This is a genomic window from Amycolatopsis sp. NPDC005003 (assembly GCF_053600695.1).
Window position 1 is genome coordinate 161,805 of sequence record NZ_JBSGAI010000015.1, and the last position, 25,355, is coordinate 187,159.

At 71.5% G+C, this 25,355-nt stretch carries 21 protein-coding genes and 1 other RNA gene; 16 read left to right on the forward strand and 6 right to left on the reverse strand.

Features of this window, described 5'->3' with window-relative positions; genetic code table 11:
• Nucleotides 1-31: 31 nt before the first annotated feature.
• An RNA gene (gene ffs / locus ACWED2_RS19690) (signal recognition particle sRNA small type) lies at nt 32-126 on the forward strand.
• 3 nt (nt 127-129) lie between these two features.
• On the opposite strand, the gene ACWED2_RS19695 is transcribed toward ffs, so the two are convergent.
• Nucleotides 130-1,005 carry a spermidine synthase gene (locus ACWED2_RS19695; protein ID WP_449691915.1) on the reverse strand — a complete coding sequence of 292 codons (876 nt, stop codon included), beginning with the start codon at nt 1,003-1,005 and terminating at the stop codon, nt 130-132.
• Nucleotides 1,006-1,059: 54 nt separating this feature from the next.
• Between ACWED2_RS19695 and ACWED2_RS19700 the strand changes: the two genes are divergently transcribed.
• Both ACWED2_RS19700 and ACWED2_RS19705 read left to right on the forward strand, forming a co-directional pair.
• Nucleotides 1,060-2,625: an ALF repeat-containing protein gene (locus ACWED2_RS19700; RefSeq protein WP_449691916.1), complete on the forward strand. Its 1,566-nt coding sequence runs from the start codon at nt 1,060-1,062 to the stop codon at nt 2,623-2,625.
• A 43-nt stretch (nt 2,626-2,668) separates the two neighbouring features.
• Nucleotides 2,669-5,071, forward strand: a complete 2,403-nt coding sequence (locus ACWED2_RS19705) for a DNA polymerase III subunit gamma and tau (protein WP_449691917.1) — start codon at nt 2,669-2,671, stop codon at nt 5,069-5,071.
• Nucleotides 5,072-5,505: 434 nt separating this feature from the next.
• Here ACWED2_RS19705 and ACWED2_RS19710 read toward each other — a convergent pair whose 3' ends face one another.
• Nucleotides 5,506-6,375, reverse strand: coding sequence for an N-acetylmuramoyl-L-alanine amidase (locus ACWED2_RS19710; RefSeq protein WP_449691918.1), 870 nt, complete (start codon nt 6,373-6,375; stop codon nt 5,506-5,508).
• Nucleotides 6,376-6,453: 78 nt separating this feature from the next.
• On the opposite strand from ACWED2_RS19710, the gene ACWED2_RS19715 reads away from it, so the two are divergent.
• Both ACWED2_RS19715 and recR read left to right on the forward strand, forming a co-directional pair.
• A complete protein-coding gene (locus ACWED2_RS19715) occupies nt 6,454-6,813 on the forward strand; it encodes a YbaB/EbfC family nucleoid-associated protein (RefSeq protein ID WP_449691919.1) in 360 nt (119 codons plus the stop codon).
• A 5-nt stretch (nt 6,814-6,818) separates the two neighbouring features.
• Entirely contained in the window at nt 6,819-7,415 is a 597-nt protein-coding gene (gene recR / locus ACWED2_RS19720) for a recombination mediator RecR (protein WP_449691920.1), read from the forward strand.
• A gap of 68 nt (nt 7,416-7,483) precedes the next feature.
• Here the strand turns inward: recR and ACWED2_RS19725 are convergent, their stop codons facing one another.
• Nucleotides 7,484-8,593 (reverse strand): UDP-N-acetylglucosamine 2-epimerase, encoded by a 1,110-nt coding sequence (locus ACWED2_RS19725; protein WP_449691921.1) that lies wholly within the window; start codon nt 8,591-8,593, stop codon nt 7,484-7,486.
• Nucleotides 8,594-8,664: 71 nt separating this feature from the next.
• Between ACWED2_RS19725 and ACWED2_RS19730 the strand changes: the two genes are divergently transcribed.
• Nucleotides 8,665-9,684 (forward strand): glycosyltransferase family 2 protein, encoded by a 1,020-nt coding sequence (locus ACWED2_RS19730; protein ID WP_449691922.1) that lies wholly within the window; start codon nt 8,665-8,667, stop codon nt 9,682-9,684.
• A complete protein-coding gene (locus ACWED2_RS19735; protein WP_449691923.1) occupies nt 9,681-10,970 on the forward strand; it encodes a hypothetical protein in 1,290 nt (429 codons plus the stop codon). Before ACWED2_RS19730 ends, ACWED2_RS19735 begins: the two co-directional genes overlap by 4 nt.
• A 2-nt stretch (nt 10,971-10,972) precedes the next feature.
• Here ACWED2_RS19735 and ACWED2_RS19740 read toward each other — a convergent pair whose 3' ends face one another.
• Nucleotides 10,973-13,033 carry a DUF6541 family protein gene (locus ACWED2_RS19740; RefSeq protein WP_449691924.1) on the reverse strand — a complete coding sequence of 687 codons (2,061 nt, stop codon included), beginning with the start codon at nt 13,031-13,033 and terminating at the stop codon, nt 10,973-10,975.
• A 167-nt stretch (nt 13,034-13,200) separates the two neighbouring features.
• Here ACWED2_RS19740 and ACWED2_RS19745 point away from each other — a divergent pair, with 167 nt between their 5' ends.
• From ACWED2_RS19745 to ACWED2_RS19785, 9 genes are all read left to right on the forward strand, one after another.
• Nucleotides 13,201-15,159, forward strand: a complete 1,959-nt coding sequence (locus ACWED2_RS19745; protein ID WP_449691925.1) for a DUF6541 family protein — start codon at nt 13,201-13,203, stop codon at nt 15,157-15,159.
• A 163-nt stretch (nt 15,160-15,322) separates the two neighbouring features.
• Entirely contained in the window at nt 15,323-16,024 is a 702-nt protein-coding gene (locus ACWED2_RS19750) for a glycosyltransferase family 2 protein (RefSeq protein ID WP_449662507.1), read from the forward strand.
• An 11-nt stretch (nt 16,025-16,035) separates the two neighbouring features.
• Nucleotides 16,036-16,470 (forward strand): DUF2304 domain-containing protein, encoded by a 435-nt coding sequence (locus ACWED2_RS19755; RefSeq protein ID WP_449691927.1) that lies wholly within the window; start codon nt 16,036-16,038, stop codon nt 16,468-16,470.
• A 52-nt stretch (nt 16,471-16,522) separates the two neighbouring features.
• Complete coding sequence (locus ACWED2_RS19760; RefSeq protein ID WP_449691955.1) at nt 16,523-17,011, forward strand: uridine kinase family protein; 489 nt, start codon at nt 16,523-16,525, stop codon at nt 17,009-17,011.
• Nucleotides 17,012-17,339: 328 nt separating this feature from the next.
• The gene (locus ACWED2_RS19765; protein WP_449691928.1) at nt 17,340-19,019 is read left to right on the forward strand and encodes an ABC transporter substrate-binding protein; all 1,680 of its coding nucleotides are present in this window, start codon (nt 17,340-17,342) and stop codon (nt 19,017-19,019) included.
• 86 nt (nt 19,020-19,105) lie between these two features.
• On the forward strand, nt 19,106-20,107 hold the full coding sequence (locus tag ACWED2_RS19770; protein WP_449691929.1) for an ABC transporter permease: 1,002 nt from the start codon (nt 19,106-19,108) through the stop codon (nt 20,105-20,107).
• Nucleotides 20,104-21,033, forward strand: a complete 930-nt coding sequence (locus tag ACWED2_RS19775; protein ID WP_449691930.1) for an ABC transporter permease — start codon at nt 20,104-20,106, stop codon at nt 21,031-21,033. Before ACWED2_RS19770 ends, ACWED2_RS19775 begins: the two co-directional genes overlap by 4 nt.
• Before the next feature lie 6 nt (nt 21,034-21,039).
• Nucleotides 21,040-22,035, forward strand: coding sequence for an ABC transporter ATP-binding protein (locus tag ACWED2_RS19780; RefSeq protein WP_449691932.1), 996 nt, complete (start codon nt 21,040-21,042; stop codon nt 22,033-22,035).
• On the forward strand, nt 22,032-23,144 hold the full coding sequence (locus tag ACWED2_RS19785; RefSeq protein ID WP_449691933.1) for an ABC transporter ATP-binding protein: 1,113 nt from the start codon (nt 22,032-22,034) through the stop codon (nt 23,142-23,144). Before ACWED2_RS19780 ends, ACWED2_RS19785 begins: the two co-directional genes overlap by 4 nt.
• Before the next feature lie 43 nt (nt 23,145-23,187).
• Here the strand turns inward: ACWED2_RS19785 and ACWED2_RS19790 are convergent, their stop codons facing one another.
• Together ACWED2_RS19790 and ACWED2_RS19795 are read right to left on the reverse strand one after the other, a co-directional pair.
• Nucleotides 23,188-24,378: an RNA polymerase sigma factor gene (locus tag ACWED2_RS19790; RefSeq protein ID WP_449691934.1), complete on the reverse strand. Its 1,191-nt coding sequence runs from the start codon at nt 24,376-24,378 to the stop codon at nt 23,188-23,190.
• Nucleotides 24,375-24,725: a YciI family protein gene (locus tag ACWED2_RS19795; RefSeq protein ID WP_449691935.1), complete on the reverse strand. Its 351-nt coding sequence runs from the start codon at nt 24,723-24,725 to the stop codon at nt 24,375-24,377. The genes ACWED2_RS19790 and ACWED2_RS19795 overlap by 4 nt, the downstream gene beginning before the upstream one ends.
• Nucleotides 24,726-25,355: the final 630 nt, after the last annotated feature.

Genomic DNA, 25,355 nt, shown 5'->3' on the forward strand with positions numbered 1-25,355 from the left:
CCACCGAGAGTTCTCGGCGGCTACACTGATCCACGGACCCCGCGCGGCGTCCACCCTGTGAACCTCCCCAGGGCCGGAAGGCAGCAAGGATAAGCAGGCTCTGGCGGGTGCGCGGGGTCCCCTTATGCCTCAGAACAGCCCCAGCACGTCGTCAGGCGGCTTCGGGGGTGGAGGGGCGTCCGCGTCCGTGATCGGGGCCGCTCTCCCCGCCAGTTTCCGCAGCTCGGCGCCGTGCAAGCAGCGCGCCGGGAAGGCCGCCGAGGCCGTTCGGCGGGCTATCTCCGCCGTCGGGAGCGCGGTTGCCGAGGCCGCCAGCACCAGGTTGCCGAACCGGCGGCCGCGCAGCACTCCCGGGTCCGCCAGCAGCAGCACCTCCGGGAACACCTCGAGCAGCGTCGCCAGGAACCGGCGGGCGAACGGCAGGCCCGACCCGTCCGTGATGTTCGCCAGGTAGACCCCGGGGGCGCGCAGGATGCCCGCGATCGCCGTCGTCGCCTCCAGCGTCGCCAGGCCGCCGGCCAGCGTGGCCCGCTCGAACGCGTCGACCACCACGAGGTCCGCCGAATCGTCCCGGCGCGTCGCGAGGCCTTCGCGGCCGTCCGTCACCCGGACGCGCAGGCCCGGCACCCGCAGCCCCAGCTGCGCGCGGACCAGCTCCACCAGCTCGCCGTCGGCGTCGAACACCAGCTGCCGCGAGCCCGGCCGCGCCGCCGCGACGTACCGCGGCAGCGTGCACGCCGCCCCGCCGACGTGGAGCGCGTCCAGCGGGCCCGGTGGCAGCCGGTCCACCACGTCCCCGAACCGGCGGACGTAGTCGAACTCCAGGTGCGCGGGGTCGTCGAGGTCGACGTACGACTGCGCGACGCCGTCCACCGACACCAGCCAGGCGTTGCCGCGGTCGGCGTCGCGGACCAGCTCCGCCGTGCCGAACCGCACCGGGTACCGCCCGGCCTGCGGACCGGTCTTCCGCGTTCGGCTCACGAAATCCGAGGTTATCGGAAACATTCCGACACCTCGGGCGATATGGGAACGGACGATCATCGATCGAGGGGGTTTCACTTGCGTGCAAACGCAGTAATCGTTGCCGCCGCGCTCGCCGCCGGGATCTTCGCGACACCCGCGGCCGCGGACGAACTGCCCGACCGGGCGCAGGCCGTTTCGCTGCTGGAGACCGGCGGTCCCGGCGTGGCGCGGGCCGCCCAAGCGGCGTTGCTGGGCTCGCCGGCCGACCTGGCCGCCTTCCTGGCCACCGGCCGCCGGCAGGCGCAGAACGACGACGAGCGGGTCCTCGTCACCCAGGCCCTCACCAACGGCGGCCCGATCACCAAGCGCACCGCCCAGCGGGCGCTCAGCGGTACCCAGGAAGACATCCGCGAATACCTGGCGAACGGCCTGCCGCTGGCCCGGAGCGCGGACGACCGGATCGCTGTCAGCCAGGCCATGGACGTCGGCGGCCGGGTCGTCAACGAACGGGGCGCGGAGGTGCTCGACAACGGCACCCCCGAGGACGTGCGGGCCTTCTTGGAGACCGGCCTGCAGCAGGCGAAGGACATCGACGACCGGATCGCGACCGGCCAGGCCATGGCCGCCGGCGGCCCGGAGGTCAACGCAGCCGCCCAGACGGCGCTCGACGGCACGCCCGAGGACGTCCGGAACTTCCTGTCGCTGTGGCGGCAGGTCGCCGCGAACTACGACGCCGAAGTCACCGCGGTCCAGGAGCAGCTCGACGCGGCCAAGGCGGCCGCGGCCGGAAACCGGCCCCAGGACGTGAAGCTCGCCGCGGACAAGGCCGCGCAGCTCGCCGCGGACGCGCGGAAGGCGAACGCCGACCGGCTCGTCGTCCAGCAGGGCCAGAACCAGCAGGCCGGCCGGGACGCGGCGGCTGCCGAGGCGGCCGCGCAGCAGCAGGCCAGTGAGGCCGCCGCTCGTGCCGCGCAGGCCAAGACGGACAACGACAAGCTGCTCGCCGACGCGGCCGACCCGGCGCTGACCGTGCCGAACGGCCGCAAGGCGTCCGTCTACCTGCTGCGCAACGGCGGTGCCGCGGTCAAGAACGCCGCCCGTGCCGCGCTGAGCGGCTCGGACGACGACGTCGTCACGTTCGTGCGCAGCGGTCTCGCCGTCGCGCAGGAGTCCGACGACCGCGCCGCCGTCTCGGCGATCGCGGCGGATCCGAACGCCCGCCCGGGCCTGCGCCAGGCGGCTCGTGACGCGCTCGCCGGCCCGTACGCCGGTGTCGCCGCGCTGCTGCGCACCGGTGACTACCCGGGCCGGGACACCGACGACCGCGTCGAGGTCAACCAGATCATGGCGGCCGGTGGCCGGGTGACGAAGCGGGAGGCCCAGAAGGCGCTCGACGGCACGGTCGCCGACGTCCGCGCGTTCCTGGCCACCGGCCAGTACCTCGCCCGCCGGACCGACGTGCGGATCAAGGTGGTCCAGACGCTGTCGGAGGGCCCCGAGGTGAACGCCGTCGCGCAGGGCGTTCTCGACGGACCGGACTCGGGCCTGCAGCACTACCTGGACGTCGAGCTGCCGAAGGCGCGGGCGCGTGACGCGTTCACGGCGGCGCACGTCACCAAGGTGAACGGTCTGGTCGCCGAAGCGGCGGCGCTGGTCTCCTGACCGCACGGCGAAGGTTGTCGGTGGTGCCCGGTAGTCTCGCGAGGTGGCTCTCGCGCTGTACCGCAAGTACCGTCCGGCGACCTTCGCCGAGGTCGTCGGTCAGGAGCATGTGACCGAACCCCTCCGCACGGCGTTGTCCGCCGGGCGGATCAACCACGCCTACCTCTTCTCGGGCCCGCGCGGCTGCGGCAAGACGTCCAGCGCGCGCATCATGGCGCGCTCGCTGAACTGCGCCAAGGGCCCGACGCCGGACCCGTGCGGCGAGTGCAACTCGTGTCGCGCGCTCGCGCCCGAAGGCCCGGGCAGCGTCGACGTCACGGAGCTCGACGCGGCCAGCCACGGTGGTGTCGACGACGCCCGCGAGCTGCGCGACAAGGCGTTCTACGCGCCGGCCGAGTCGCGCTACCGGGTGTTCATCATCGACGAGGCGCACATGGTCACCACGCAGGGCTTCAACGCCCTGCTGAAGATCGTGGAAGAGCCGCCAGAGCACGTCATCTTCATCTTCGCGACGACCGAGCCGGACAAGGTGCTCACCACCATCCGCTCGCGCACGCACCACTACCCGTTCCGGCTGATCCCGCCGAGCTCGATGCGCAGCCTGCTGGAGCGCAACATCGCGGCCGAGGGCGTCGAGGTCGAGCCGGCGGTGTACCCGCTGGTCATCCGCGCGGGTGGCGGGTCGGCGCGCGACACGCAGTCGGTGCTCGACCAGCTGCTCGCCGGGGCGGGGCCGGAAGGCGTTTCGTACTCGCGGGCGGTCGCGCTGCTGGGCGTCACCGACGTCGCGCTGATCGACGACATGGTGGACGCGCTCTCGACCGAGGACGCGGCAACGGTGTTCGGCACGGTCGAGAAGCTCACCGAAGCCGGCCACGACCCGCGCCGGTTCGCGACCGACCTGCTCGACCGGCTGCGCGACCTGGTGCTGCTGCGCGCGGTGCCGGAGTCCGCGGGCGGGCTGGTGTCCGCGCCGGAGGAGGAGCTGACGCGGATGGTCGCGCAGGCCGAGCGGATCGGCCTCGCCACCCTCTCCCGCTACGCCGACATCGTCCACAATGGACTCCTGGAGATGCGCGGCGCGACCTCGCCCCGGCTCGTGCTCGAGCTGCTGTGCGCGCGGATGCTGCTGCCGTCGGTGACGGACGCGGAAAAGGCGCTGCTGGCCCGGATCGAGCGCTTGGAGCGCCGGGCGACGGTGGCGGGTGGCGGCGGAGCCCCGGCCGAGGGCGGCGTGGAGCCACCGGTGCGCGCGGCGCCGGAACGCGAGTTTTCCCGGCCTTCGCAGCGCGCGGCCGCGGCAGGCCCGGCACCGGTGCCGGAGCCGCCCGCCCGCCCGCCCGAGCCGGCGAGCGGTGGTTGGGGAGCACCGGGCGGCTCGGCCGCGGCGACCCAGCCGGGTGACGGCGGAGGCGCGGCTGCCGCTTCGGCTCAGCCGGCCGGTGGCGCGGGTGCGGCTGCTCCTGCTGGTGGGGGCTTCGCGCGTGCGGGCGCAGCTCCTGCCCAGCTGGGTGACGGCGCAGGCGCGGCTGCTGGGTCGGCCCAGCCGGGTGGTGGCGCAGGCGCGGCCGCTGGATTGGCCCAGCCGGGTGGTGCAGGTGCTGCTTCGGCCCAGCCGGGTGGCGGCGCAGGTGCCGCTTCGGCCCAGCCCGGCGATGGTGGGGGCGCCGCGCGTACGGGCGCTGCCCCGGCGGCAGCGGCACAAGCTCCGGATGGCGGCACACCGGCCGGAGCCCAGTCCGGCGACGGCGGCTGGGGTGCGGTGCGCCCGCCCGGCGGCGGTACGCCCGCTCCGGCGGCCGCAAGCGCCTCCGCGTCTTCCGATGGCGGCGCGTCCGCGGCGCCGTCCGCCGCGGGCGAGCTGGATGCCGCCGGGATCCGGAACATCTGGCCGCAGCTGATGACCGCGTTGCGCAAGTTCACCGGCGGCCGCAGCCTCGAGGCGATGCTGACGCAGGCCACCGTGGCGAGCGTCGAGGGCCACGCCGTGACGCTGACCCACAAGTCCGAACCCCTGGCGCGCCGCCTCTCCGACCAGGACAACGCCCGCAAGATCGCCGGCGCCCTGTCCGACGTCCTGGGCGGCGACTGGCAGGTCCGCTGCGTCCACGGCAACGCCCCGGCCGCGCCCGCCGCCCGTCCGCAGCAGGCGGCCCCGGCGCCGGAGCGGTCGTTCACCCGCCAGTCGGCGACGGCGGCGCCGCCCGCAGCCGAACCGGCGCCGGCCCGCCCCGCGGCCCCGCCGCCCCCGGCGCGGCCCAAGGTCACGACGACCGAGCCGGACATCCCGCTGCCCCCGGAACCCTCCGACGAGGACGACGAGGACCTCTACAACGAGGACGCCAGCCCGGCACCCCCGCCGCCCCCGCCCCCACCGGACAAGGACCCGGACGAGCTGGCCCGCAAGCTCCTCTCCGAGCACCTCGGCGCCCGCCCCCTCGACTGACCCGCCCCACCCGACGGCCGGCCGGCGCACCCAGAGGGTCGGTCCGCGTCCCCGAACAGTCGGTCCGCGTACCCGGACAGTCGGCTCACCCGCCGACCTCCAGGCACGCGAGCCGACCCTTCGGGCACGCGAGTTCGCCGCTTCGGTATGCGGGCCGCGCCTTCGGGCGCGCGGGTTCGCCGCTCCGGTACGGGGCGACCCTTCAGGTACGCGAGCCGACCTTTCAGGTACGCGGGGCGACCCTTCAGGTACGCGAGCCGACCCTTCAGGTACGCGAGCCGACCTTTCAGGTACGCGGGGCGACCCTTCGGGCACGGGAGCCGCCCCTTCGGGCGCGCGGTTTCGCCGCTCCGGCACCCGGTCAGCGTGCGGGAATGGCCGACACGCGTGATCAGAGGGACGACACGTGTGCCTGGATGGACGACACGGCGGAGTCAGGAGGCGAGGTAGGCCTCGATCGCGGCCGCGATGGCGGTGGCGTACTGCTGACGGCCGTCCGGGCTCGTCATCCGGGCCGCCTCCGTGGCGTTGCGCATGTTGCCGCACTCCACCAGGGCGGCCGGGCGCGTCGAGAGGTTGAGGCCGGCCAGGTCCGCGCGGGCCGACAAGCCGTCCGCGCCGATGTAGTTCGCCGCGCTGAAACCGCTCGTGCGCATCCTGTCGCGCAGCGTTTGCGCCAGGCGCGTCGAAGGTGCTCCCTGTGCCGCGTTCAGCGGTGGTGACGAATACGCGACGTGGAAGCCGTTCGCCCCGGCCGCTTCCGAGCCGTCGGCGTGGATGGAGACCACCGCGTCCGCGTTCGCCTCGTTGCCGATCGCCGCGCGGCGATCGACGCAGGGGCCGACCCCGGTGTCGTCCTGCCGCGTGTACACGACGCGGATTCCCTTGTCCGCCAACGCCTTCCCGACCCGCTGGGCCACGTCGAAGGTGAACGCGTGCTCGGGGTAGCCCGCGTTGGTCGCGGTCCCGGTCGTGTTGCACGGCTTGGTCTGCCCGCGCCCGGCCGGCACCTGGCGGTTGATCTCCGCCGGGTGGGCGGCGTTCCCGCCGTTGTGCCCGGGGTCCAGCACGACCACCTTCCCCGCCGATGACGGCGGCGGCGCGACCGACGAAGGCGACGAGGGCGCAACCGACGAAGGCGATGGCGAAGACGGCGAAGACGGCGAAGCGGAAGGCGAGGAAGACGCGGTGGTGATCACCGGGGCGGGCGGCGGCGCAGCCGCCGGAGCGTCGTCGGAGCAGCCGGTGAGCAGGAGGGCACCGGCCAGCAGCAGGGGAGCAGTCGCGCGTCGCACGGCGACCACGGTGCCACAGCCCGGCACCTCGCGTGGCGCGACTACCCTGGTGGGGACACAGGCGTGCAGAGAGGACCGAGTGCGATCATGGCCCAACCCGGCGGCGGCTTCGACCTTTCCCAGCTGATGCAGCAGGCGCAGCAGATGCAGCAGAAGCTCGTCGAGGCCCAGGAAGAGCTGGCCAACACCGAGGTCACCGGCACGGCCGGCGGCGGACTGGTCACCGCGACCGTCTCCGGTGACAGCCAGCTGAAGAGCCTGCAGATCGATCCGAAGGTGGTCGACCCGGACGACGCCGAGACGCTGTCCGACCTCATCGTCGCGGCGGTCCGCGACGCGTCGGCGAGCGCGCAGAAGCTCACCGAGCAGAAGCTCGGCCCGCTGGCCGGCGGGCTCGGCGGCGGTGGCGGCATGCCGGACCTCGGCAGCCTCGGCTTCGGCGGCTGACGAACTTGTACGAAGGTGTCGTCCAGGACCTGATCGACGAGCTCGGGCGCTTGCCGGGGGTCGGGCCGAAGAGCGCCCAGCGGATCGCGTTCCACCTGCTGGCCACCGACCCGGCCGACATCGCGCGGCTGCAGGACGTGCTCGGCAAGGTCAAGGAGGGCGTGCAGTTCTGCGAGATCTGCGGCAACGTCTCCGAACAGCCGAAGTGCCGCATCTGCCGCGACGAGCGCCGCGACCTCACGGTCATCTGCGTGGTCGAGGAGCCGAAGGACGTCCTGGCGGTCGAGCGCACGCGCGAGTTCAAGGGCCGCTACCACGTCCTGGGCGGCGCGCTCGACCCGCTGTCGGGCATCGGCCCGGAGCAGCTGCGGATGCGCGAGCTGCTCAAGCGCATCGGCGAGGCGGACATCAAGGAGATCATCATCGCCACGGACCCCAACACGGAGGGCGAGGCGACGGCGACGTACCTGGTCCGCATGTTGCGGGACTTCCCGGGCCTGAGCGTGACGCGGCTGGCGTCGGGCCTGCCGATGGGCGGTGACCTGGAGTTCGCGGACGAGCTGACCCTCGGCCGCGCGCTCTCGGGCCGCCGGGCGCTCTGAACCGAGCCATCCCGTCTTGAACGACTCATTCAGGACCCTGGAAGACCTGAATGAGTCGTTCAAGACACTCAGCAGTAGCCGAGCTGCGCCAGGGTGTCCACGATGATCTCGGACGGGTGGAACTTGTCCATCCAGGACTCGCCACGCCGGTTCTGGTACGTGTCGAGGAAGTTCTGCAGCTTGTCGCCGCGCATCTCGGTCAGCACCACCGTCTCGCCGAGGTGCTGGGGCGTCTCCGTGCGCTCGCGGTGCACCGCGCACGGCAGGCCGAGGTAGTAGCACTCCGCCGAAAGACCACCCGAATCGGTGACGACGTACTCGGCGCGGGCCACCAGCGGCAGGAACTTCAGGTACCGCATCTTCGGCTGGACGATGAACTGGTCGTCGAAGATGTTCCCGATGCCCAGCGAGCGGATCTTCTCGCGCTCCGGCGCGCCGGCCATGTACAGGATCGGCATCTTGCGGCTCTGCTCGCGCAGGATCTCCAGCGCCTCGCGGTACTTGTCCGGGCGCGAGACGAGCTCGAAGCGGTGCAGCGTGGCCAGGCCGAACTTCTCCGGCAGGTTCGGCACGTCCAGCGGCCCGTTGATGGCCAGCCGCATCGCGTCGATCGCCGTGTTCGCCTCGGTGTCGACGACCACGCCGCGGGCGTTGCGCAGGTTGTTCACCTCGCGGATGCTCGGCGCGAAGTGGATGTCGACGATCTTCGCCGCGATCTTGCGGTTCAGCTCCTCCGGCAGCGGCGAAAGGATGCTGCCCGACCGTGCGCCCGCCTCGACGTGCCCGACGCGGGACTTGAGGATCCGCTTGCCGATCAGCGAGCCGTACGGCGTGGTGAACGTGTCGCCGTGCACCAGCACCAGCGGCGGGCGGCCGTCTTCGGTCAGCGCGGCGCGCAGCTCGTGGCGGCGGCTCCACGCGGTGCGCAGCACCTGCGCGGCCCAGCCCGGCACCTGCGCCGGCGACTCGAGGTTGTGGGCCTTGTCCTCCGGCACCAGCCAGACGTCGGGCGCCGGCATGTTCAGGTCCGCGAGCACGTCCGCGACCTCGTCGACGTGCTGGGCGGTGAACCAGATCTTCGGCCGCATCCCGCGCTCGCGGATTCCGTGGTACACCGGGGCGATCTTGATCAGTTCCGCGGTGGTGCCGAGAATGAAGGAAATCACCGTGAAGCCCATTTCTGGTCGGGTGCGGTGGCGTAAGGATACTGGCCGACCTGCCACGGGAGCTGCCGGGTAGCCTCGGCACGGTGAGTGCGAACCCGCTCCTCCCCTCGCTCAGCGTCGTGATCCCGGTCTACAACGAGCAGGACTGGATCGAACGCAGTGTCGGCGCGCTGCTCGCCTCGGCGTCGGCCGCGAGCTGGCCGATCGAGGTCGTCGTGGTCGACGACGGCAGCACGGACGCGACCCCGTCCCGGCTCGACGACCTGCGCGAACGCCACGGCATCACGGTGCTGAGCCAGGCCAACGCCGGCCGGTTCGAAGCCCGGCGGGCGGGCATCGCCAAGTCGTCCGGCGAGTGGGTCGCGCTGCTCGACAGCCGGGTCGTCGTCGACGAGCACACCCTGCCCTTCCTGCGCGACCAGCTCGTCGAACACCCCGAGCGCGCGGTCTGGAACGGGCACATCAACGTCGCCTCCGAGCACAACCCGTACGCGGGTTTCCTGGCCGGTCTGGTCAAGGTGCCGTGGCGCAAATACTGCGCGAATCCGCGGCTGATGTCGTACGGCATCGAGGAGTTCGACGTCTACCCGAAGGGCACGACGTTCTTCTGCGCCCGCCGCGGCCTCCTTGAGGGCTCGGTGACGGCGTTCGCGTCGCTGTTCGAAGACCTCCGCTTCGCCAGCGACGACACGCGCATGCTGCGCTGGATCGCCGAGCGCGAGCGGATCTGGCTGGCCCCGGAGCTGTCGGCCACCTACCACGGGCGCGATTCGTTCAAGAAGTTCGCGCAGCAGGCCTACTTCCGCGGCACGACCTACGTGGACTCCTACATCGCCTCGCCCGGCCCGGCCCGCAACGCCCTGTTCGGCGTGCTCGCGGCCGGCGTCGCCGGCCTGGTCTTCGCCGCGAAGAAGCCGAAGACGACGCTGGCCGCCGGGATCCTCGGCGCGGTCGCGGCGGGCGAGGTCGTCAAGAAGTGCGGGGCCACCGGCCCGGAGGCCCGCGCGGTCACCAAGCTGCTGCCGGTGTTCGCCGGCGGCTTCGGCGCCGGTGTCCTGCGTGGACTGGCCATGGCCGGGCGCGCCCGGCTCCGCCGTCGATGAGCACCGAAGTGGACACCCCGGCCGCCGCGCGCAGCGGGCGCACGACCGCGGGCAGCCTCGGTGGCTCGCTGCTCGTGTCCATCGGCCTCGGCTACCTGCTCACCGTCGCCTGCCAGCGGCTGCTGCCGCCGACGGAGTACGCGGTCTTCGTCACCTTCTGGGGCCTGGTCATGGGCCTCGGCAGCACGCTGTCGCCGCTTGAGCAAGAGCTTTCGCGCCAGTCGGCGGTGGCCGCGCTCGGCGGTGGCAAGGCTGGTCGCCCGGCGCTGCGGGCGGTCGCGGTCGGCGTGGTCGTCGCGGCCGCGTTCTCGCTCGCGCTGCTGATCCCGCCGGTCAACGACAAGCTGTTCCACGGCGAGTGGTCGCTGGCGGCGATCGTGCTGGCCGGCGGCGTCGCGTTCGCGTGCCAGTTCGGCACGCGCGGGCTCCTCATCGGGCAGCACAAGGTGAAGGCCTTCTCGCTGCTCGTGGTCGCCGAACCGGCCGTGCGGGCGCTCATCCTGGGCGTCCTGTTCGTCTCGGTCGCCTACAACGTCGTCTCGCTGGCCATCGCGGTCGCGGCAGGCTCGTTCGCCTGGCTGCTGTTCGCGCGCCCGGCCCGGCAGCTGCTCGACGTCCACGTGGACGGCGACGGCTGGGGCGTGACGTCCCGGCGGATGGGCATGCTCCTGGCCGGCGCGGCCCTGACGGCGGCGGTCATCACCGGCTACCCGGCCCTGGTCGGCCTGCTGGCCCCGGGCGGTGACGGCGACCGCGTCGGCTCGCTGTTCGCGGCGCTGGTCATCGCGCGGCTGCCGCTGACCCTGATCGGGCCGGTGCAGTCGCTGGCGGTGCCGTTCGTCGTCCGGCTCTCGGTGACGCCGGAGGGCCGCCACCGGCTGCGCCGCGTGCTCGCCCTCGGGGCGGCGGCGTCGCTGGCACTGGCCGCGCTGGGGGCACTGGTGGGCCTGTGGCTCGGCCCGTGGGCGGTCCGGTTCGTCAGCGGGCCGAAGTACGACATCGACGGCTGGTCGGTGGCCGGGCTCGTGTGGTCGTCGGTGCTGCTGGTGCCGATGCAGCTGCTCACCGCGGTGCTGGTGGCCCGCACCCAGGCGAAGCTCGTGCTGGCGACCTGGGCGGTGGTCACCGGCACGGCGTCGCTGGTGCTGCTGTTCCTGCCGGGCGACACGGTGTTCCGCGCGGTGGTCGCGCTGGCGGTGGCGCCGACGCTGGGCTTGGCCGTGGTGCTCGCCTTCGTCCTGCGGCGGGCACCCGAGCCGGTCGAGGCCGGCCCGGAAACCGCCTGAAGTCAGCCCCGCGGCGGGGTCTGTGGCAGGTCCAGCCGGTAGACGCTGACCGTGCCCGAGCTGAACGCCTTCGTCAGGCCCGGGAGCCCGGTCAGGCCGCTCAACCCCGGCGCCAGGCTGAAGGTCGGCTGGCCCGTCCAGTGGTGGCCGTCGGTGCCGACCGTCGGGGCCGACGAGTCCACGTACACCCAGCGGACGTTCTTCGCCCGCAGGATGTTCTGCACCTGGGGGTCTTCGGGGAAGTCGTTGAACTTCGCCAGCAGGGTGATGTTGTCTTCGATCGGGCTGTGGCCGTCCGGGACGATGTTGAGGATCGGCAGGTCGTAGTCGACGTACAGCAGCGTCGAGCCGTCGTTCGCGTTGTTGAGGATCGCCTCGCCCGGGGCCGCGTTCTCGTGCAGCCACTTCGCCGCCGCGTCGTCGGCCGCGTTGTAGCGCACGAACTGCGGGGTCGCGTAGCGCTGGCTCAGCGACAGCGCGCCGGTGTTCATGTAGCCGCGGAACGTCGTCACCGTCAGCACGCCGAGCAGCACCACGATCAGCCCGAAGGCCACCGCCGGCCGGAGCCGCGCCGGGACCGGGTTGCGGGCCTTCAGCGCGACGACGAACAGCCCCAGCGCCGCGAACAGGACCCCCGCCAGCGGCGGGATCAGCAGGTAGACGTGGGTGTCGAGGCGGTTGGCGACGCGGTAGTAGTACCGGCCGATCGTCGCGCCGAAGCCGGAGTTCGGCGAAAAGTGGAAGCTCACCATCACCGCGGCCCAGAACAGCCAGGCCGTCAGCAGCGGCCACGCGCGCCGCGAAAGCAGCGCGACGACGACGCCCGCGAGGCCCAACAGGCCGAGCACCAGCTGGCCCATCATCCCGCTCGGGTCGAAGTAGCCGCCGTAGGGCAGCCGGGCGAGGAGCTTGAACGACTCGCCCAGCGGCGAGCCCGGGATGTTGGCCGGTGCGTCGACCACCGTTCCGCCGCCGAGCCGCAGGAGCGCCAGCACGTCCGGGACGATGAGGACGACGGCGACCACGCCGGTCAGCACCAGCGGCAGCAGCGCGCGGACGAAGGCGAGCCGGCCCGCCTTGGTGAACAACAGCCCGGCCATGGCCGCGACCGTCGTCAGCGCGACCGAGGTCAGCGCGCTCGGGTGCAGGTTGAACGCGCCGGCGGCGGCGACGCCGACCAGCACCGCGCGGCCCCAGTTGCGCTTGCCGATCACCAGCATCACGGCGACGAGCCCGGGCATGAGCGCCATCGCGGCCGCGTTCGGCAGGACACCGCCGTCGTGGGCGAAGGCGATGCCGGGGCGGTACAGCTGCACGGAGACCAGCGCGGCGACGCCGGCGGCGAGCTCGACCCAGCCGCGGCCGAGCCGGCCGTGCCGCAGGACCGCCGCGGTGAAGGCGGCCACCGACAGCGGCAGCACGACCACCATGAACGCGACGGTCACCAGGTTCAGCGACAGCATCGTGTCGCCGAAGATGTCGGTGAGCAGCGCGCAGAGGTCGGTGAAGCCGGGCGGGTAGAACTGGACGTTGGTGTCGTGCACGACGTCGATCGGCAGGATCTGCCACGGCGCGGCCTTGCCGGTGAAGTGCGTGAAGGCGGTCAGCACGGCGTGCGTGACGGTGTCGTGCTCCTGGGTCGGCGTCTGCCACGACCCGAGCCCCTTGTGCCACACGCGGATGCCGAGGCCGACCCCGGCGACGGCGATCAGCGCGCCCAGCACCTGGGCCGCCGCCCCGGCGCGGCCGGTCAGCGTGCGCAGCCGCGGGTCCTCGGCGGGCCCGGCCGGCTCCGGGGCGGGGCGCCGGCGGCGGAGCAGCCACCGCCCGCCGCCGAGCACGAGCAGGACGGCCACGAGCGCGACGATCGTCGTCAACAGCCCGAAACGGAGTCCGGTGACACCCGTGAAAAGGGACACCAGCAGGACGAACCCGGTCGTCAACGGTGCCGAGAGCCCGGCGAGCCACAACCGTTCGCGTACGCCGGTGACCAGCAGAATCAAGAATCCGGGGAGCAATACCACCAGGATTCCCACGGCCAGCCGGACAGCTTCGGACAGCATGCCTTCTCCGATCAACAAAGCCGTCAACGTCCGGAGTCTATGGGTGGCCGCGGTGTGCCCAGGATGCGGGTGACCAGCGAGCTGACGTGCACGGTAGCGTGGCCGCCGCCGTCCGGAAGTGTGCCTCGAGGTAGCGGCACGGATCACGGCGGAAATGGGAAGGGACAATGGGGTTTCTGCTCGTTCTGGCCGCATTCTGGCTGCCAGGTGCCGTTTTCGGGGCGGCGATCGGCCTGCGCGGCTGGACGCTGGGCGCGGCGGCGCCGGTCCTCACGTTCGGCGTCGTGGCCCTCGCCATCCCGCTGCTCGGCGCGACGGGCATCCGGTGGACGGCGCTCTCCGTGGCACTGTGGACGCTCGTGGTCTCGGCCGCCGGCTTCGCGGTCACCTGGGCCGTGGCCCGGTTCACCCGGCGGCGCCGTCCGGACACCGAGGCGGCCGCACCCGAGCGGCCGCGGTGGTCCTGGCGCGCGCACGCCCTGACGGCGCTCGGCGTCGCCGCCGGGATGGCGGTCGGCGCGCTCACCGTCCTGCGTGGCGTGCCCACGCCGGGCACGGTCAACCAGAACTGGGACGCCGCGTTCCACGCGAACCTCGTCCGCTGGATCGCCGAACGCGGTGATGCGCGCCCGTCGACCATCGGCACCATCGCGAACCTGCCGGACGAGACGCACTACTTCTACCCCGACACCTACCACGCGCTGCTCGCCGTGCTCTTCGGCAAGGGCGGGCTGACCGTGATGCCGCTGCTGAACTTCGCGTCGATCGCCGTCACCTTCGCGGTGCCGCTCGGCGTGGCCGCGATGTGCCGCGCGTGGCGGCTGCCGCCGGTGACGGCCGCCGCGGCCGCGACCGCTTCCGCCTGCTTCACCGCGTTCCCCTACGACCTGTTCTGGCACGGCCCGGTCTGGCCGTACGCCGCCGGGGTCGCCCTGGTCCCGGCCATGCTCGCGGTGGTCCGGCTGCTGCTCGAGCCGGGCGGGGCCACCGGGCCGCTGGCCGTCGGGGTCGGCGTCGGCGGCCTGGCGGCCCTGCACACCAGCGTCGTGTTCGTCCTCGTCGTCTACTGCGTCCTGATCCTGGCCGCGGTGCTCTTCCGGTTCGAGCCGATCGACTGGCGGCGCGCCTGGCCGTCGCTGGTGGCGGCCGCGGTGCTCGCCGCCGGGCTCGGCCTGCCCCAGGTGCTGCCGTCGCTCTACAACGCCGGCGGTGTCACGTCCGCGATCTGGGGCAACGCGGCGACCGTGACCGGCGCGGTGGGACAGGCGGTCACGTTCTCGCCGATGGCGGACTTCCCGCAGTGGTGGATCGGCCTGCCCGCCATCGCCGGGATCTTCCTGCTGGCCCGGCACCGGCGGGCGGTCTGGCTGGTCGGCGCCTACGTCGTCCTCGGCGGCTTGTACGCGGCGACGGTCTCCATGGAGACCGGCCTGATCCACCTGCTGACCGGGCCGTTCTACAACGACAACTACCGGATCGCGGCGCTGCTGCCGCTGGCCGGCGCCGTGGGCTTCGGCGAGTTCGTCCACACCGCGACGGCGTGGTTCGCGGCGAAGGTCCGGCCCCGGCTGCCGAAGCTGCACCCGGCCGTGCCCGTCCTGGCCGGCGTGGTGCTGCTCGCCGCGGCCATCGGCGGGTTCAGCCGCGCGTACGTGGGCATCAACTCCGTCCACGTGAACATCGGTTACCGCGGCTTCCCCGCGGTGAGCGCGGACGAGGAGACGGCGTTCGCCTGGCTGGCCGAGCACACCGTCCCCGGTGAGCGCGTCTTGAACGACCGCTTCGACGGGTCGGTCTGGATGTACGCGCTGCAGGGCGTGAAGCCGACCCAGTGGAACTACTACGGCGCCGAGCCCGCCAGCGACATCGGCTACGTCAGCGCGCACGCGAACCGGCTGGAAACCGACCCCAAGGCCCGGAAGATCCTTCGGGAGCTCAAGGTCCGCTACGCCTTCGTCGGCAAGGGCAACGCCATTCCCGACGTGCCGAACGACGCCGGCCTGCTGAACCTGGACACCGCTCCGGGGTTCAGGCTGGTCTATGCCAACGCCGGTGCCTCGATCTACGAGATCGCGGGCCAGCAGGACGTCGTCGAGGCCGGGTCCGCAGCGGGTGAGGGCCGGTGAAGAGCTACTGCGCCGACTATTACCAATCCGACCGGCAGTCACGGCGGAACAGGCTTGCGGTGAGCGGGTTGACTCCCGACCGTGTCCGCCTGCTTTCGGCCGGATTGGTAATGTGATCCCCGTGCCTGCGACATCGGTGACCAGCCGCCGCGTGCTCATCGTGATGCCCGCCCTCAACGAGTCGGCGAGCGTCGCGTCGGTCATCGAACAGGTGAAGCGCGCCCTCCCGGAGGGTGACCTGCTGGTCGTCGACGACGGCTCGGTGGACGACACCGCGAAACTGGCCCGCGCCGCGGGCGCCGAGGTGGCCCGGCTCGCCGTGAACCTCGGGGTCGGCGGCGCCATGCGCACCGGCTTCCGCTACGCCGCCGCCCGCGGGTACGACGTCGTCGTGCAGGTGGACGCCGACGGCCAGCACGACCCGGACGAGCTCGACGCGCTGCTGCGCGGCCTGGCCGACGCGGACATCGTGATCGGCTCCCGGTTCGCCGGCAAGGGCGCCTACAAGGCCAGCGGGCCGCGCAAGTACGCCATGGTCGCGCTGTCGATCGTGTTCTCGCGGCTGGCGAAGACCCGGCTCACCGACGTCACGTCGGGCTTCAAGGCGATGGGGCCGCGCGCGATCCGGCTGTTCGCCGGCTACTACCCGGCCGAGTACCTCGGCGACACGGTCGAATCGCTGGTCATGGCCATCCGGGCCGAGCTGACCATCAAGGAGATCCCGGTCATCATGCGCGAGCGCGCGGGCGGCACGCCCAGCCACTCGCCCGTCAAGTCGGCCGTCTACCTGGGCCGCGCCGGGCTCGCGCTGCTGCTCGCGCTGGTCCGCCGCCGCCCCGCGGTCGACTCCTCGGACTCGGCTTAAGGAGCTTGGGAATGCAGGGTTGGCGCATCCTCAGCATCGTCATCGCGTGCTTGGTGCTCTTCGTCGTCATCGAGATGATGCGGCGCCGCAAGCTGCGGGAGAAGTACGCGGGCGTGTGGCTGGTCGTCGCCATCGGCGTCGTGGTGCTGGCCGTGGTCCCGGCGGCCGCGCAGTTCCTGGCCCGGCTGACCGGGGTGGAAACGCCGTCGAACTTCGTCTTCCTCCTCGCCGGCGTCGTGCTGGCGCTCGTGTCGCTGCACCTGTCCACCGAGACCGGGCACCTCGAGGAAGAGGTGCGCACCTCGGTCGAGGAGATCGCGTTGCTGCGCTGCGAACTCGAAGACACCCGGCGGGAGCTGGCGAGCCGGATCGCCGAGCTGGAGGCGAGGACGACGGCGCCCGACGACGTCAAAGGGCTCCCGGAGGTCGAGCGCGTCAGCAAGTGACGTCCTGGTCGGAGCCCTGCTCGCCGCCCCGGCGCGGCTGGGCCCTGTGCGCGTGCTGGCCATCGACGGCCCGTCCGGTGCCGGCAAGTCCACCCTGGCCGCCCGGGTCGTCGCCGAGCTGACCGCCCGCGGGTGCCGCGCGGTCCTGGTGAGCACGGACGCCTTCGCGACGTGGGACGACCCGGTTTCGTGGTGGCCACAGCTCGTCGACGGCGTCCTGCGGCCCCTGGCGGACGGCCGGCCCGGCGCCTATCGCCGCATGGACTGGACCACCGGGACGCCCCGGCCGGGTGAGCTCGTCCGGGTGGACGTGCCGGAGGTTCTCGTGCTGGAGGGCGTTTCCAGCGGCCGCACTTCGGTAAGAACCCTGCTTTCGCACCTCTGCTGGCTCGGTGGCGGCCCGGAGGACGCCCGGCTGGCCAGAACCGTCGCCAGGGACGGCGAGGCCGCACGGGCCGAACTGGGCCGCTGGCAACGGTTCGAGCGCGGCTGGTTCGCCGTCGACGGCACCGCCGCGGCCGCCGGGACCCGACTTTCGTAGGGGACGGGGTGCTCACGCAGCGTGTCCGACCCACTCCGGATCGATCAAGCGGACCGTAGTCGGATACACGAGTGGACCAATGTCGGTACCGCCATCTGTGTCAGGGATCAGGCACTGGGCGCAGCCAGAGCCCCCAAATGGTCACATTCTGTCGTGATTTACGGACACATTGCGGTCAAATCGACGTCCACGTAGCGCGATCGTAACCTCACGTGCTTAAGTGCGAGCCGAGTTGACGCTAGTGTCGGCGAGCACACCGATCGTCCGTCGAGTTCCTGACCGACCGGACGGTGACTTTGAACCCGAAACATCTCCCAAGGGGTGCCAGATGCAGCAATTGCGGCTGACCCGAACACGCCGCGTGGCCCTGATCGGGCTCGCCGGCGCGCTCGCGGTTTCGCTGTCCGCCTGTGCGGAATCCAAGCGTGACGAGGGCGCAGGGGGTGGTTCCGGGGGCACCATGATCTTCGGCACGGCCGGCAACCCGAAGTTGTTCGACCCGATCTTCAACGACGAGGGCGAGACCTTCCGGATCACGCGGCAGATCTTCGACACGCTGATCCAGAACAAGCCGGGCACCGCCGACCTCGAGCCCTCCCTGGCCGAGAAGTGGGAGCCCAGCAACGACGGCAAGACCTGGACCTTCTCCCTCAAGCAGGGCGTGAAGTTCTCCGACGGCACCCCCTTCGACGCGGCCGCGGTCTGCTTCAACTTCGACCGCTGGTACAACATGAAGGGCGCCGCCGCCCAGAGCCAGATGATCTACTACGCCGACGTCTTCGGCGGCTTCGCCAAGAACGAGAGCGACGACTACAGCGACCCGGTCTACAAGAGCTGCGAAGCCAAGGACCCGGCGACCGCCGTCGTGAACCTGAACAAGGCGAAGGGCGCGTTCCCGGCGGCCTTCACCCTGCCGTCGTTCGCGATGCAGAGCCCGACCGCGCTCAAGCAGTACAACGCGGACCAGGTCACCCAGTCCGGCGACTCGTTCACCTACAGCGAGTACGCGAACAAGCACCCGGTCGGCACCGCGCCGTTCAAGTTCGACAGCTGGGACCAGGGCAAGGGCGAGATCGTCATGTCCAAGAACGACACCAGCCCGACCCAGACGGCCAAGCTCGACAAGCTGATCTTCAAGGTGATCCCGGACGAGAACGCCCGCAAGCAGGCGCTGAAGGCCGGTGACATCCAGGGTTACGACTACCCGGCGCCCGCCGACTACGGCCTGCTGCGCAACGAGGGCGAGCAGGTGCTGGTGCGCCCGCCGTTCAACGTGCTCTACCTGGGCATCAACCAGTCGGGCCCGGCCGGCGAGAAGCTGAAGGACCCCCGCGTCCGCAAGGCGCTGGCCTACGGCATCAACCGCGAGCAGTTCGTGAAGAGCAAGCTGCCCGAGGGCTCCGAGGTGGCCACCGAGTTCGTGCCCAAGACGATCGCCGGCTACACCGACGACGTCACCAAGTACCCGTTCAACCAGCAGCAGGCCAAGCAGCTGCTGCAGGAGGCCGGGGCGACGAACCTCACGCTGAAGTTCTACTACCCGACCGAGGTCACCCGGCCGTACATGCCGAACCCGGCGGACGTCTTCACCTCGATCTCGGAGGACCTGAAGGCCATCGGCATCAAGATCGAGGCCGTCGCCAAGCCGTGGAACGGCGGCTACAAGGACGACGTCCAGAAGTTCGGCTACCAGGACCTCCACCTGCTCGGCTGGACCGGTGACTACAACGACGCCGGGAACTTCATCGGTACCTTCTTCGGCCGCAAGAAGCCGGAGTTCGGGTTCGACAACCCGCAGCTGTTCCAGGCGCTGGCCAACGCGGACGCTTCGCCCGCCGGCGACGCGCACGCCAAGGCGTACCAGGAAGTCAACAAGCAGATCATGGACTACCTGCCCGCCATCCCGATTTCCTACGGCCCGCCCGCCATCGTGGTCGGCCCGAAGGTCAAGGGCCTGGTCGCCAGCCCGCTGACCGACGAGCGGTTCAACACCGTGACTGTCAACTGACGGTTCCACTTTGCGAGGCATGGGGTGGGTGCTACCGCGCCCACCCCATGTTCCGTACTCAGCGGGCTGCCACCTAAGGACTGCAAGTGCTCCGTTTTCTCGTGCGTCGGCTGCTACAAGCGATCCCGACGCTGCTCATCCTGTCCATCCTGGTCTTCGCCTGGCTACGGTCGCTGCCCGGAGGGCCCGCGGCCGCCCTCCTCGGCGACAAGGCCACGCCGGCGAAGATCGCCGACCTCAACCGCGTACTGGGTCTCGACCAGCCGGTCATCATCCAGTACTTCAAGTTCCTCGGCCGCGCGGTCACCGGTGACTTCGGTGCCTCGCTGGTCTCCACCCAGCCGGTGATGTCGGAGATCGGCACCTTCCTGCCGGCCACCATCGAGCTGGGCATCACCGCGATGATCATCGCGGTGGCCATCGGCATCCCGGCCGGCTACCTTTCGGCCCGCTACCGCGGTGGCGTCGCCGACAACGTGATCATCGTGCTGACGCTGATCGGCGTCGCGGTGCCGGTGTTCTTCCTCGGCTACATGATGCAGGACCTGCTCGCCGGGCCGCTCGGCCTGCCGTCGCAGGGACGGCAGACAGCCGGTCTGGACGCCACCGCCATCACCAACTTCGCCATCCTCGACGGCATCATGACCAGCGAGTGGGACGCGGTCTGGGACGCGATCAGGCACCTGATCCTCCCGGCGTTCGCGCTCGCCACCATCCCGCTCGCGGTGATCACCCGGATCACCCGCGCGTCGGTGCTCGAAGTGCTCAACGAGGACTTCATCCGCACGGCCAACTCCAAGGGCCTCACACAGCCCGTCGTCCGCCGGCGGCACGTGCTGCGCAACGGGCTGCTCCCGGTGGTCACCACCATCGGCCTGCAGACCGGCGCGCTGCTCGGCGGCGCGGTGCTGACCGAGCGGGTGTTCAACTTCCGCGGCCTCGGATTCCTGCTGGCCGAAGGCATCGAACGGCGTGACTACCCCCGGCTGCAGGCGCTGCTGCTCTTCGGCGCCCTGGTGTACGTGCTGGTGAACATGCTGGTCGACGTCTCGTACGGGATCATCGACCCGAGGGTGCGTGTGCGATGAACACTCTGCTGAACAAGAAGAAAGAGCCGATCGACAAGCTCGCCGCGGCGAGCGGGAACAGCCTCGGCCGCGAAGCCCTGCGGCGGATGCTGCGCAGCCCGGTCGCCATCACCGGTGGCGTGATCACCGGCCTGTTCGTGCTGCTGGCGGTGTTCGCGCCGCTGATCGCGCCCAAGGACCCGTTCGAGCGCTACCTGCAGGACAAGGTCGCCCTCGGCCAGGGGATCATCCCGGGCAGCCAGCCCGGTTTCCCGCTCGGCGTGGACGACTTCGGCCGCGACGAGCTGTCGCGGCTGATCGTCGGCGCGCAGAACACCCTCCTCGTCGGTGTGCTGGCCACGGTGATCGGCGTGCTCCTCGGCATCGTCATCGGCGGGCTCGCCGGCGCGTTCGGCGGCTGGGTCGACACCGTCCTCATGCGACTGGTCGACGTCATGCTGTCGGTGCCGTCGCTGCTGCTGGCGATCTCGGTGGCGGCGCTGTTCGCCAAGCCCAGCCAGTGGACGGTGATCCTCGCCGTCTCGCTGGTGGGGGTGCCGATCTTCGCGCGGCTGCTGCGCGGTTCGATGCTGGTGCAGCGCGGCAGCGACCACGTCCTCGCGGCGACGTCGCTGGGCGTGAAGCGCGGCGCGATCGTGTTCCGGCACATGCTGCCGAACTCGCTCGGCCCGGTCATCGTGCAGGCGACGCTGACCCTGGCGACCGCCATCCTGGAGGCCGCGGCGCTGTCGTTCCTCGGCCTGGGCGACCCGGACCCGAACCGGGCGGAGTGGGGCATCATGCTGAGCAAGGGTGCCCGGCAGTTCCTCGACGTCCGGCCCGAGCTCGCGTACTACCCGGCGATCGCGATCATCGTCGTCGCGCTCGGGTTCACGCTGCTCGGCGAGTCCCTCCGCGAAGCCCTCGACCCGAAGAACAGGCGGTGATTCCCCGTGGCACTCCTTGAGGTCCGTGATCTCACGGTCCAGTTCGTCCGCCGTGGCGAGCAATCGTTCACCGCGGTGGACAACGTCAGCTTCGACGTCGAGCCGGGCCAGACGGTCGGCCTGGTCGGCGAGTCCGGCTGCGGCAAGTCCGTGACGTCGCTGGCGATCATGCGGCTGCTGGCCAAGCGCGGCAACAAGGTCAGCGGCTCGGTGCGCTTCGAGGGCACCGACCTGCTCAAGCTGTCCGACAAGGACATGCGCGACCGCCGCGGCCGGGACCTCGGCATGGTGTTCCAGGACCCGCTGTCCTCGCTGAACCCGGTCATCCCGATCGGGCTGCAGATCACCGAGGTGCTGGAGCGCCACCGCGGGATGTCGCGCAAGGCGGCGTCCGTCGAAGCGGTGGACCTGCTCGACAAGGTCGGCATCCCGGACCCGTCGCGCCGGCTTTCCGAGTACCCGCACCAGCTTTCCGGCGGGATGCGGCAGCGCGCGCTGATCGCGATCGCGCTGGCGTGCCGTCCGCGGCTGCTCATCGCCGACGAGCCGACGACCGCGCTGGACGTCACCATCCAGGCGCAGATCCTGGCGCTGCTGCGGGAACTGGTGCAGGACACCGGCACCGCGCTGATCATGATCACGCACGACCTCGGCGTCGTCGCCGGGCTCTGCGACGAGGTCAACGTGCTCTACGGCGGCAAGATCGTCGAGCGCGCGCAGCGCCACCAGCTCTTCGCCGAGCCGCGGCACCCGTACACGCACGGCCTGCTCGCCTCGATCCCGCGCCTGGACGCGGGCCGCGGCGAGAAGCTGATCCCCATCCGGGGTTCGGTGGCCGACAACATCCCGTGGGACCACGGGTGCGCGTTCGCGCCACGGTGCCCCAACGCGCTGCCGGTCTGCCGCGAGGTCCAGCCGCAGCTGGTGCCCGACCGGGCCGGGCTGCTGCGCTGTCACAACCCCGTGCGGCCCGCGGTCGCCGCGGGAGGAGGAACCCGATGACCCGTCCTGCTGGTGACGTGCTGCTCGAGGTCACCGACCTCAAGGTGCACTTCCCGATCAAGCGCGGCATCGTGATCGACCGGACGGTCGGGCACGTGTACGCGGTCGACGGTGTCGACCTCGCCATCCGCCGTGGCGAAACCTACGGCCTGGTGGGCGAATCCGGCTGCGGCAAGTCCACTTTGGGCCGGGCGATCCTGCGGCTCAACGAGCCGACCGCCGGTTCCGTGAAGTTCGACGGCACCGACGTCGCCCAGCTCAAGGGCGAGGAACTGCGGAAGGCGCGGCGCCGGATGCAGATGATCTTCCAGGACCCGATGTCCAGTTTGGACCCGCGCCAGTCGGTCGAGTCCATCCTGCTCGAGGGCATGCACGCGCACGGCCTCGACAAGGACAAGGAATCGACACAGCAGCGACTCCGTTGGCTGCTGTCGGCGGTCGGCCTGCCGGAGACGGCGCTGCGCAAGTACCCGCACGAGTTTTCGGGCGGGCAGCGCCAGCGCATCGGCATCGCGCGGGCGCTGGCCGTGGAGCCGGACCTGATCGTCGCCGACGAGCCGGTGTCCGCATTGGACGTTTCGGTGCAGGCCCAGGTGGTGAACCTGCTGGAGGACCTGCAGGCCCAGCTCGGGCTGACGTACGTCGTGATCGCCCACGACCTCGCCGTGGTGCGGCACATCTCCGACCGCATCGGCGTGATGTACCTGGGCGCGCTGGTGGAGGAGACCGACGCGGACTCGCTGTACCGGGATCCGCTGCACCCGTACACGCGGGCGCTGCTTTCGGCCATCCCGGTGCCGGACCCGCAGGTCGAGGACACCCGCGAGCAGATCCTGCTCGCCGGTGACCTGCCCTCGCCGGCGAACCCGCCATCGGGCTGCCGCTTCCACACGCGGTGCCCGTGGCGGCAGGCGAGCCTGTGCGACACCGACCGCCCGCAGCTGCGCGAAGTCGGCGGCGGGCACCGGGTGGCGTGCCACTACGCGGAGGACATCCGCGACGGGCGCATCCAGCCGCACGAGGTGGAGCCGGAGCTGGTGGAACTGACCGGGGCGCTCAACCCCGATCTGGGCCCGCCGGACATCGGCACCTCCGCCGAGATCCTCTGAGGCTGTGGTACGGCCGGCCGGGCGTTGTCCCGGCCGGCCGTTCTCATGTCGCCAGCCGGGCGGCCCGCGACTGCAGGTACGCCTGTTCCGGCAGGCTCAACGTGCGCCGGGAGGCGGCCAGGTACGCCTCGCGGGCACCGTCCCGGTCACCGGCTTTTTCGAGCAGGTGCGCGCGGATGGCGTCGACCCGGTGGTGCCGCGCGAGGTGCTTTTCCGCTTCCGCCAGCTCCGCCAGCCCTTTTCCGGGGCCGTGGACCTGGGCGAACGCCACCACGCGGTTCAGCGTCACCATCGGCCCGGGTGCCACGACCCGCAGCAGGTCGTACAGCGTGAGGATCTGGGCCCAGTCGGTGTCTTCGCTGCTCGCGGCCTCGTCGTGGACCGCGGCGATCGCCGCCTGCAGCTGGTACGGGCCGACGGGAGTGGTCGCGAGCGCCGTGGTGATCAGTGCGACGCCTTCGCCGATGAACGCCCGGTTCCAGCGGGTCCGGTCCTGCTCGGCCAGCGGGACGAGGGCCCCGGTCGCGTCGACGCGGGCCGGGCGCCGGGCCTCGGTCAGCAGCATGAGCGCGAGCAGCCCGGCGACCTCGCCGTCGTCCGGGAGTTCTGCCCGCAGCTGCCGGACCAGCCGGATCGCCTCGGTCGTCAGCTCGACGCGGCTCAGCGCGTCACCCGAGCTGGCCGTGTGGCCCTCGGTGAAGATCAGGTACAGCACCTGCAGCACCGCGGCCAGCCGCTCGGGGCGCTGGTCGTTCGTGAGCCGTTCGCCTTTCAGCTTCTGTTTCGCGCGGCTGATGCGCTGGCCGATCGTGGCCTCGGGGACGAGGAAGGCCCGCGCGATCTCGGCGGTGGTCAGCCCACCGACGGCCCGCAGGGTGAGCGCGACCTGCGACGGCCGCGGCAGCGCCGGGTGACAGCAGAGCAACAGCAGGGTCAGGGTGTCGTCGACCCCGCTGACCGGCTCCTGGCCGGGCGGCTCGTGCTGGACGACGGTTTCCTCACGCCGTCGCCGCGCGGTCTCGCTGCGCCACTGCTCGATGCGCCGCCGGGACGCGGTGGTGATCAGCCACCCCTTCGGGTGATCCGGGATCCCCTCGGCCGGCCACTGCTGCGAGGCGGCCAGCAGCGCCTCCTGGACGGCGTCCTCGCAGGTGCCGAACCCGCCGTACCGCCGCACCAGCGCGGCGAGGACCTGCGGCGCGAGCTCGCGGAGCAGGAGCTCGACTTCGGTCACAGCTCCGGCCCGTGCAGCCCCATCACCGGCCGCACCTCGACCTTCCCGAAGGACGCCTCCGGAACCCTCGCGGCGATCTCGAGGGCGCGATCTTCGCTCTCGCAGTCGAGCAGGTAGAAGCCGGCGAGGAACTCCTTGGCCTCGGCGAACGGGCCGTCGGTGCCGCCCACCTGTCTGGTCACTTCGGGGTAGGCGAGCCGTTCGGAGACGATCCGCTCGCCGGAGGCATCGAGATCATCGTTGAGCTGCTGGTAGCAGGCCAACCCGGCGGCTCGCTGTTCGTCGCTCATCCCCTCCCAGGCCGCGCGGGACTCGGGGTTGCCGTAGATCAGGACCACGTACTTCACGTTCGCCTCCTGCCTCCTGCCTCCCGCCTCCTGCAGAGTTCCGCCCGGCGGCGCCCAGACAGCCCTGGCAGCTCCCCACCCTCCCGGGGGGCGTGCCCAAGTCCAGTTTATCGGGCACCCCCGTCAGAACCGGCCGATCGGCGGTTATCCACCGGAGTTGTCCACATGGGGGTGAAGGCTGTGGACAACTCCGGTTGGCATGGCTGATGCCTCGCTGGTCACGCGTGATGCCTCTCCAAGCACGCGTGATGCCTCTTCAGACACGGGTGATGCCTCGCCAGGCACGGGTGATGTCCTTTTCACCGACCCGAACGCCGGATTGTTCAACGGCCGTCACGCCGCGTCAAGGCGGGAAAGCGTGCCTTGACCCGGCGTGACGGCCGCTGAGGCGGCTGCGTATCGGTTCGGCAGGGGGGTGTGCTCGGTTGGGTGATCTGGCCGGCGGTGGGAGGGTGCTCGCCGGGTGCTTTGGCTGGCGGCCGGCCGGTGGTCGCGGGCGCTTTGGCCGGTGGTGGAGTGGGTGGTGGCGGGGGCTTCGGCCGGCGGCGGAGTGGGTGGTGGCGGGAGCTTCGGCCAGCGGCAGAGTGGGTGGTGGCAGGCGCTTCGGTCAGCGGTGGAGTGGGTGGTCGC

Coding starts and splice junctions, on each gene's coding strand:
- ACWED2_RS19695 (WP_449691915.1), bottom strand. CDS start 1,005: ATGTTTCCGATAACCTCGGATTTCGTGAGCCGAACGCGGAAGACCGGT.
- ACWED2_RS19715 (WP_449691919.1), top strand. CDS start 6,454: ATGGCCCAACCCGGCGGCGGCTTCGACCTTTCCCAGCTGATGCAGCAG.
- ACWED2_RS19725 (WP_449691921.1), bottom strand. CDS start 8,593: ATGGGCTTCACGGTGATTTCCTTCATTCTCGGCACCACCGCGGAACTG.
- ACWED2_RS19735 (WP_449691923.1), top strand. CDS start 9,681: ATGAGCACCGAAGTGGACACCCCGGCCGCCGCGCGCAGCGGGCGCACG.
- ACWED2_RS19740 (WP_449691924.1), bottom strand. CDS start 13,033: ATGCTGTCCGAAGCTGTCCGGCTGGCCGTGGGAATCCTGGTGGTATTG.
- ACWED2_RS19745 (WP_449691925.1), top strand. CDS start 13,201: ATGGGGTTTCTGCTCGTTCTGGCCGCATTCTGGCTGCCAGGTGCCGTT.
- ACWED2_RS19750 (WP_449662507.1), top strand. CDS start 15,323: ATGCCCGCCCTCAACGAGTCGGCGAGCGTCGCGTCGGTCATCGAACAG.
- ACWED2_RS19755 (WP_449691927.1), top strand. CDS start 16,036: ATGCAGGGTTGGCGCATCCTCAGCATCGTCATCGCGTGCTTGGTGCTC.
- ACWED2_RS19765 (WP_449691928.1), top strand. CDS start 17,340: ATGCAGCAATTGCGGCTGACCCGAACACGCCGCGTGGCCCTGATCGGG.
- ACWED2_RS19775 (WP_449691930.1), top strand. CDS start 20,104: ATGAACACTCTGCTGAACAAGAAGAAAGAGCCGATCGACAAGCTCGCC.
- ACWED2_RS19785 (WP_449691933.1), top strand. CDS start 22,032: ATGACCCGTCCTGCTGGTGACGTGCTGCTCGAGGTCACCGACCTCAAG.